This is a genomic window from Psychrobacter sp. FME6, assembly GCF_014861365.1.
Taxonomy (GTDB): Bacteria; Pseudomonadota; Gammaproteobacteria; order Pseudomonadales; family Moraxellaceae; genus Psychrobacter.
Window position 1 is genome coordinate 1 of sequence record NZ_RRYW01000110.1, and the last position, 8,211, is coordinate 8,211.

Genomic DNA, 8,211 nt, shown 5'->3' on the forward strand with positions numbered 1-8,211 from the left:
TTCTCTTTGTTGTGGTAAACAAGAGTGTAAGGCGTTGCTTATTTTTTTCAACTATTTCCCAATTCTATACAGCCCCTAAAAAACTTTCTTAAGAAATACGCTCTAATCTTACTAAATTGTAACGCCTTGTGTTATAAGTATACTCAATAATACCCACTTATTATCGACTTTTTATATGTATAAAGGGACTTTTATGTCATTCAACCATAGTGATAATCGCGAACAACAGCGTTACTCTGACATGACTCATCACCAGTTATCTGCCAATAATCATACCGAGCACTCACATCAGTCGCGCAAATTAATCTCCATCACAGGCTGCGCATTACTGCTTGGCGGTGCGGCTTTTGGGCTGACAGGCTGTCAATCAAGCCCAACGCTATCATCGTCTGCGGCATCAAAAAGTATGATTGATTTTAATACCGCCGATAGTGTACAAAACCAAGCACAAGGACGCGCGTTTAATGCCGAGATAACAGCCAAATCTAAGCGCTATCAACAGCTATTTGATCAAAGCAAAAACCCCAATATGGACAATCAAGCCAAGTCACATTTACTTGCTGCTATTCGTCAGCATCTGGCAACAGAACATGTGGCAGTCGCGCAAGCCAATTATCATGCCGTCCCTTTTATTGACCCAGATAGCATAGATGCAGGCTCTAGTAGCTTACTTAGAACGATTATAGAAGCTTATGCTTATGAACCTGAAAGCATGGATGAGGGCATGGACTATAATGAGAGCGGATCGAATGATAATGACGAGAGAGTTAATGATAGCTATGAAGATAGTGATGAACTGACAACAGCGGATGCGGCAACAGCAGTAGTAGATGACGTGAAAGATATCAGTGAATATGGCGATTATGATGTCATCGATGCCGATGAAACTGTTGATGATTATCATCGCTACTATGAGGACGGCTATAATCAAAACGGTTACGACAGAGATGGCGATAATGAATATGGCAATGCAGAGGGCGGTCTTCTCTCAGGGGTCTCAAACCTAAAGCCCAAAAACCTATTAAAAAACTATGAAACCGTACAGATGGCCAAACAGCAGTCAAAAGCTGTAGAAGATAGCCAATCATCAATGCCATCTACTGGCATCATCGGTCAAATGCTGAGTATGTTCCATCGCACGCCGGAACAGATAGCCGCGTCAAATGCTTATCAATATCAAAACTTAACGTTTAATAGTGTCAGTCAGTACAAACCCAAACAACGACAACTGCAAAGCGTCTATAGCTATGACTATGTGACGCCGACGATTAGCTCATCCGTACAGATACCGTTAGCATTCGATTTTAACCATAGTAAAGTTACGGTAGACCCGTCAGCAATTATGCCTATCGTGGCGCTCGTTAACCCTGAAAACACCCCTTTACCTAACCAAATGGCCTCAAATACCGTCAGTTTTGGCTTGCCTGAAGCTATTACGGCGCAGCTGCCACCAGCAGTGCTGTACGATGCCGCCATTGCTGCTATACAGAGCAGCATGGCAGAGCTAGCGCCTGAGCACTTTAGCGCGGTAGATATTCGTCATGATACCTTTGCCAAAGAAGTCGGTGCGCGCCGCGCGGTAAAGGTGCATTTTGGTAGCAAGCAAAGCGGTGAGATGATTGGCAAAACCCTAAAATACATGACACAGTCGCTACAGGATTATGTCGATGCCAATCCACAGAAATATCCTGATGGCGCGATGCTGAAAACTGCGCTTGCGAAAGTGCAGCTATACAATAAAGGCTATCAAAGTGCGGATGTGGGCGCGCTATTGCAGCTCATTGAGGCCATTGGTCCGATCTCTTTTAATCAGATAAATTACTATTATTTAGACAGCTCAGATCGCCTGCTTGCCAAGCAGCAGCGGATAAATATCGGCGGCGACTTGATGGGTTCTACGACCAGCGTGCTAAACCAAATACGCTATGATAAAGGTAGCTTTAATAACCATGCGCTAACCCCTTTATTGACCGAGTCTTTTGGCGTAAACGCTAAAGCTGCTATCGATGGCAATGCATGGATTGCAGAGCAACGCCAACAAAAAGACAGACTGCAAGCAGCACGTGAGGCGCGCTACGATTATAGTGGGAGCAGTGTTGATTACGATGATGATTATGATGACTATGTTAGTGATTACGCTGATGATGTAGCAGAGAATGATTATGACGATGACCAAAAATACTGATAATAGAAAAGCGGTTAAATAGCGCTATTTTATTACGTCTAAGTCAATATTTATTAAGGATAAAAAATGAAAACAGTACATCAAATCATGGCAAGTCGTCTTTCGTCAGTTAGCTCTGCGTCAGTTCTCAATGGCAATCGCCTATTTGCTAGTGTATTGGTAACAGGGGCACTATTATTAACGGGCTGCCAATCTACCAATCCTAGCCAATCCAATGCTATGACTGCCAAGCAAACGCCAGTGGCAGCAAAAACAGCACTGGCGACTGCATTACAAAAACAGCGCCGCCAGTCTTTTAGTTATCATAGTAATCTTGAGATTAGTAACGAGCAGCAGTTTAGTGATATAAATACTAAAATAGATGCCAAAGAGCCAGTCGCCTCAGATTATATCGATGAATACTGCGAAGACACACATGATCAAGCATATACCGTCTTACTTGCTCAGGCAGCAGCACAAAATAAAGACATTTTGGCGGTGGATTATGACGCTGAGCGAACGACGCTGAAAAACAACTACCTTGAGTGCACGAATGCGTATGAGGCATGGGTAGACAGTAAATATGATAGTGATATCACCGTGCCAGCATCTTACCAACAGCTATTTGATAATTACGATGATCGAGCGACAGCGCAAGATGTCAAAAAAGCAAAGCTGCTAGATGCTTATGTGCTAAAGCCACTGTCTATCAATGCACAAGGCGTTTATCAGCCAATGGCTGGCAAGGCGACGATGCTGGCGAGCATGCAGTATCAGGCGCGCAACCATCAAAGCAGCATCAATCAGCCTATGTATATCGATTTTAAAAACGGTAATATGTATCTATGGGCAGATAATTTTGCGATGTTTAATTCAGAACTGTTAGACGATAAGCTCGGTACAAAGTGGCGTAATAAGTGGCTAAAGCTAGCCATTGATGACGGTACTTTACCCAAGGGCTTTGGTAGTGAGTTGATAAAAAGTCATTTTGCGGCGCTAGATGCCACATTTGATGCCGCACCTGTTAGCCAGTTTGATTATGTCGCTCCTACTACGCTAGCCTCGCTTTCTCCTAAGTTACCTGCGCATCAGCTACCAGCCATGCTGGCAAGTAACCAAGTCATTCGCCGTGTACAAAGTGTCGAGAGTTATGAGCAGTTTTATCAAGACTACATGCGCATCGTCTACGAGCGGATTGGTCAGCGATATCCAGAGCTAGTCAAAGAAAGTGAATCTTACGAGCTAGGCGAGACTAATACTGATAAATTTACGAGTAAAGCATTAGTACAGCAAATGTTGGCAATGATAAAAAGCGGCATCGACAGTGGTAGTGAAACAAAAGAAGAGGCGGTAGAAGGTGCAATGCTAGCAAATACAGAGATGCAAGCGCTGTATGGATTTGATAAGCGGGGTCAGCTTAAATGGCAGCATCTACGTCGTGAGCTACCGAGCGAAACTGTCTCTAATAAGAATATGGTCGTAGATGTTTTACAGCAATACTCCGCTATAAGCGCTAAAGACATAGCATTTCCCAACTTACCCAGTAATAGTCAAGTACCAAACGCCAGTAATAGTATCGATATGCGAGAGTATGGCAGCGAGCTGATGCAATATTATCGTGATGGCAATGGTACTGCGATGGGGAAAATGATGTTTAGTGTTATGCCAATGGCTAAAAAGAAGTTTGGTTCGATTGATTGAGCGAAATCTGGTTAAACCTTGGTTTAAAAACCTAAAAAGCGCACCGGCTAACCGATGCGCTTTTTTAGATAAACATCCTATTAATTAAAAAGCAGCGGTCAATTACAAGCCTTGTTGATGGTACTTACCATGCATTTTACGATTTTTTGCACCATGATGACCTTTTGCTTGTCTTTCTGATTTTAATTGCGCCATTTTTTGACGCTGTTCGGCAGTCAGTACTTGAGAGATTGCATGTTGGGTTTGGATACGTTCGATAAAGCGCTGCTTGGTTTTTGCCGCTTGCTGGTCCGCCAAGCGATTGACAGCGGCGTTGTTTAACGTACTGGCACTGGTCAAAGCTTCTACTTGCTGCTGCGTTTGCGCACGTTCTGCTTGATACTTTGTGCGATCATTTTTGTGACCACTATATTTTTCTTTCATGATAGCTTTGATTTGCGCTTGCTGCTCGGCTGTCAAATCCAGCTGTGCCATTGGCCCTCTCATACCGCCTTTGTTCATGGCGTTTTTCATGCCATCTTTATGGTGCTGCATTTTGCTGGTCGTTGGTGCAGTGTCGGTGGTGGCATTAACACTGGTACAAGCTGTAACCGTTAATATGCTAGACATTGCTAATACTGAGCCTATTAATAATTTTTTCATCATCATTACCTTAATTTATAGTGCATACGTTATTGGTTGCGAAAAAGTCAGTTTTTATCTGATAAGCCTATCAATGATAAGTGTCCCGAATAGCCACTATTCATCACTACTTGCAATCAGGATTGGTTGCTGATAGCCGCTATCATACGTCAGTTAGAAGTTACGAACATTTATGAAGTATTAAGAAAGGTAACGTTTATAGCGCATTGATAGGCGCTTGCCTGATAATATAGGCAGTGCTAAATAGAGTCGATAGGTTGGTAGCACATGTATCGGCTTTAAAGTGAATCAACTATATGATTAATAATAAGAGTGAGTTACAAAAGGATGGACATGCCAAATATTTTATTGGGTGACGATGACGAAGAGTTGACTCAATTATTGCAAGAGTATTTGCATAATCACGGTATTCGCTGTGATTGTATTCATGATGGTGAAGCCGTCATAGAGCGACTGAAAACAGCGCTGCATGACGATTTGCCTTATGATTTATTGGTGCTTGATATTATGATGCCAAAGATAGATGGGCTCAGCGTGCTACGTCAGCTGCCAGCTATTAGTGATATTCCTGTCATTATGCTGACCGCAAAAGGGGAGGAGATTGATCGCATTATCGGACTGGAGCTGGGTGCGGATGATTATATTACCAAACCCTGCAATCCTCGAGAATTGCTGGCACGTATCAATGCCGTTATCAAGCGTAGCCGCACTATAGCATCTGGTGTCGCCACATCAGAGCACGCTGTGCTACCAGACAGTCGGTTGCATCTGGATCAAAACCAGCGGCTTTGTCAAATAGATGGTACAGAGCTACAAGTTACTGGCACAGAGTTTGATTTACTCGTCGCTTTATTAAAACAAAAAGGCGAGGTGGTGAGTAAAGCATGGTTATCAAAACATGTCTTGCAACGTGAATTACAACCATTCGACCGTAGCCTCGATGTCCATGTCTCGCGCCTACGCAAAAAACTCCAGCCTTTTCATGATGAGCCAATCAAGGCGATTCGTGGCAAAGGTTATCAGTTGGTGCTTTAATGACAGACGCGACTAAGATGGCAAGTTCAGCGATAAAAAAATCGAAATTTCGCATACATATGACACTATTTTGGCGACTCTTTTTGAGCTTGCTATCGATGATTCTTATCACCTCTGTATTGTCTATTTTGGTTGAGCGCTGGCTTAATGAGCAAGAGCTGGCGACACGCATGGACTCGCAAATTGAAAAGCTATTGACGCAGCGTGAGCGATTGGTGACATCTTTACAAGCAGGTGATTTATCTACCGTTAAGCAAATTTATAGCGAAGATCGTAGGCTCATGAGCCAAATAAGGATATATGACCAGCAAGGCGCTATCATGTTTCCTAGATATCGGATGCGGCAAAGCCGTCGAGAGCCAGGTCAGACAACAGATTCACAGAGTTCTGTGTCGTCAGACAATGGTAGTTTGAATGGTAGTTCTGACAATAAAGAGCGTCGCGATAGAAACCCTCATGGCCGTTACAGCTTAAATGATGATAAATTAAAGGGTAATAATCCGGTCGATAGACCTTTTAGTCTCAATGATATATTACGACCGCTACCTCCTCATAAAGCCATTGCTGATACGGATAGCCGACCTGAGTTGGCCGAGATTACAGTGGTTATGCCGAATGATGAAAGCGTTATCATCCAGATGCGTCCGCATCTATTGTTTAAAGATGTCTTAGAGCTACAGCGTGGTAACTTCATGCTACGCCTGCTATTGATTGTCCTTTTCAGTATTTTGGTATGCTTTTGGCTCAGTCGTACGCTGACGCGGCGTATCGGTAGGGTACAAGATACGGTACACCATATGATTGATGGTAATTATGAGGCCAATCCACAATTATTAACATTGGGCTCTGATGAGCTGGGGTTGCTTGCAAAAGACGTGGCGCAACTATCAACCCGATTGGCTGATAGTGAGCTGGCTCGCAGACAGATGCTAAGCGATATCTCCCATGAGCTGCGCTCACCACTTGCGCGTCTTGACGTGGCGACTGAGCTGACTCGAGACTTTGCCCCTAATGCCAATCACTATCTAGACCGTATCGATAAAGAGTCTACACGAATGAACGAGCTGATTGAACAAATCATTCATATTCAATCGCTACAGATGCAGCAATATACCATCGATAATATAGAAGATGAAGCAGTTGATATTTCTGACATTATCAGCGAGATTGGTAAAGATGTTTGTTTTGAGTTCCAACATAAAAATGTGCGCTGGCAATGGCAGCCAAGCAATAGTCCGTTGAGAGATTCTTGCACCGTAAGGGGTAATCAAGAACAGTTATATAGCGCTCTTGAAAATGTCATTCGTAATGCTTTTATGCACACATCAACAAGCTCCACCGTCGCTGCTGAAATGATAAAAACACAGATAGGTAATAAAATACCTGCTATACAAGTGAGCATTATAGACGAGGGCGGCGGTATCGCAGAAAAAGACTTAGCGCGTATTTTTCAACCTTTTGTCCGGCTTGATACCGCTCGTCACCGCGAAACAGGTGGATATGGCTTGGGCTTAGCCATCGTTCATGCGGTGGTTATGGCGCATAACGGCCAGATCAGTGTTTATAATCGTAAAGATAATATTCAAGGTTTGGTCGTTGAAATAATACTGCCTGTTGAATAGCTTCGCTAAAGGTTGGTTTAAATATTACTTAATTTGTACCAGTCCCGCTTTATAGCGTTGTGTATCCATTTTATTCAGGATCGACTATAGACAATCTATTTTTGTAATGTATTCAAGTAATATGTAGTAGTAACCTTACATTTATATCTCAGAAAAATAGCACGAATTTCTGAGATATCTACAAGGTAGAGTATATCTCCACCTATTATATTCATTTTTTGTTATATATAAGATAAGCGGTAGTAAATAGTCGATGAACAGTATTGATACTCTCTATATATTCGTTAATAATCATATATAGAGAGTGATAATGACTATACAATATGAAACCTACCTGCTGCTTAAGTTCTAATAGCAGTTACATTTCAGTATAAAACAAATATTTTTGTAAAGTTATAAGTGTTTTATTTGATCCTTTTTACTCTCTGCAATACGGAAGTTAATTTTCTCATAAGTTGGTCAGGGAGTACACGTTATGAATCGCAATTATAAAGTGATCTGGAATGCGTCTTTAAACTGTTTTATGGCAGTTGCTGAATACGCAAAAGCGCGTGGTAAGTCGTCAAAGTCTAGCGTGAGTTCAAACGCTACCATCAATACTACATCTAACCTTTCATCTACCAGTATTTTCCGTATAACTACTCTTGGATTAGGGTTAGTTGCGTTCGGGTTTAGTCTGCAGGCGACTGCTGTGCCTTGCGACGGTAGTGCAGAAGTAGAGTGTGGAACTAATGCTACAGCAAGTGCTCTTCATGGTATTGCTATAGGTAAGAATGCCACCGTTTTAGGTAGTCAAGGGATAGCAATTGGTGGGGGGTCAAGTGGTCAGAACACAACAGCAGCGGGTGAGCAATCTATCGCCATAGGTGCGAACGTTGTTTCATCAGGTGCATCCTCTATCGGCATTGGTGGTGATGATTTAGACGCCGCCTCTAAAACCAACTTCGATGGCACCATATCTACAGGTCCACTAAATAGTGGTGACGTCAATATGTAGTGGTCAACTAATTTAGGACACCTGATAAGAGGTTTTGATTAAAGTAACGT

The 8,211-nt window shown here is 42.6% G+C and carries 6 protein-coding genes; 5 read left to right on the plus strand and 1 reads right to left on the minus strand.

What is annotated here, in order from left to right; translation table 11 throughout:
• Positions 1–193 precede the first annotated feature (193 nt).
• A complete protein-coding gene (locus EI162_RS14770) occupies positions 194–2,185 on the plus strand; it encodes a hypothetical protein (RefSeq protein WP_263972273.1) in 1,992 nt (663 codons plus the stop codon).
• Between the two features lie 66 nt (positions 2,186–2,251).
• Positions 2,252–3,865, plus strand: coding sequence for a hypothetical protein (locus EI162_RS12370; protein WP_192524639.1), 1,614 nt, complete (start codon positions 2,252–2,254; stop codon positions 3,863–3,865).
• A gap of 102 nt (positions 3,866–3,967) precedes the next feature.
• Here the strand turns inward: EI162_RS12370 and EI162_RS12375 are convergent, their stop codons facing one another.
• Positions 3,968–4,507: a Spy/CpxP family protein refolding chaperone gene (locus EI162_RS12375; RefSeq protein ID WP_192524640.1), complete on the minus strand. Its 540-nt coding sequence runs from the start codon at positions 4,505–4,507 to the stop codon at positions 3,968–3,970.
• A gap of 333 nt (positions 4,508–4,840) precedes the next feature.
• On the opposite strand from EI162_RS12375, the gene EI162_RS12380 reads away from it, so the two are divergent.
• From EI162_RS12380 to EI162_RS12390, 3 genes are all read left to right on the plus strand, one after another.
• The gene (locus tag EI162_RS12380; RefSeq protein ID WP_192524641.1) at positions 4,841–5,542 is read left to right on the plus strand and encodes a response regulator transcription factor; all 702 of its coding nucleotides are present in this window, start codon (positions 4,841–4,843) and stop codon (positions 5,540–5,542) included.
• On the plus strand, positions 5,542–7,164 hold the full coding sequence (locus EI162_RS12385; RefSeq protein ID WP_192524642.1) for a sensor histidine kinase: 1,623 nt from the start codon (positions 5,542–5,544) through the stop codon (positions 7,162–7,164). The genes EI162_RS12380 and EI162_RS12385 overlap by 1 nt, the downstream gene beginning before the upstream one ends.
• Before the next feature lie 475 nt (positions 7,165–7,639).
• Positions 7,640–8,161: an ESPR domain-containing protein gene (locus EI162_RS12390; protein ID WP_192524643.1), complete on the plus strand. Its 522-nt coding sequence runs from the start codon at positions 7,640–7,642 to the stop codon at positions 8,159–8,161.
• Positions 8,162–8,211: the final 50 nt, after the last annotated feature.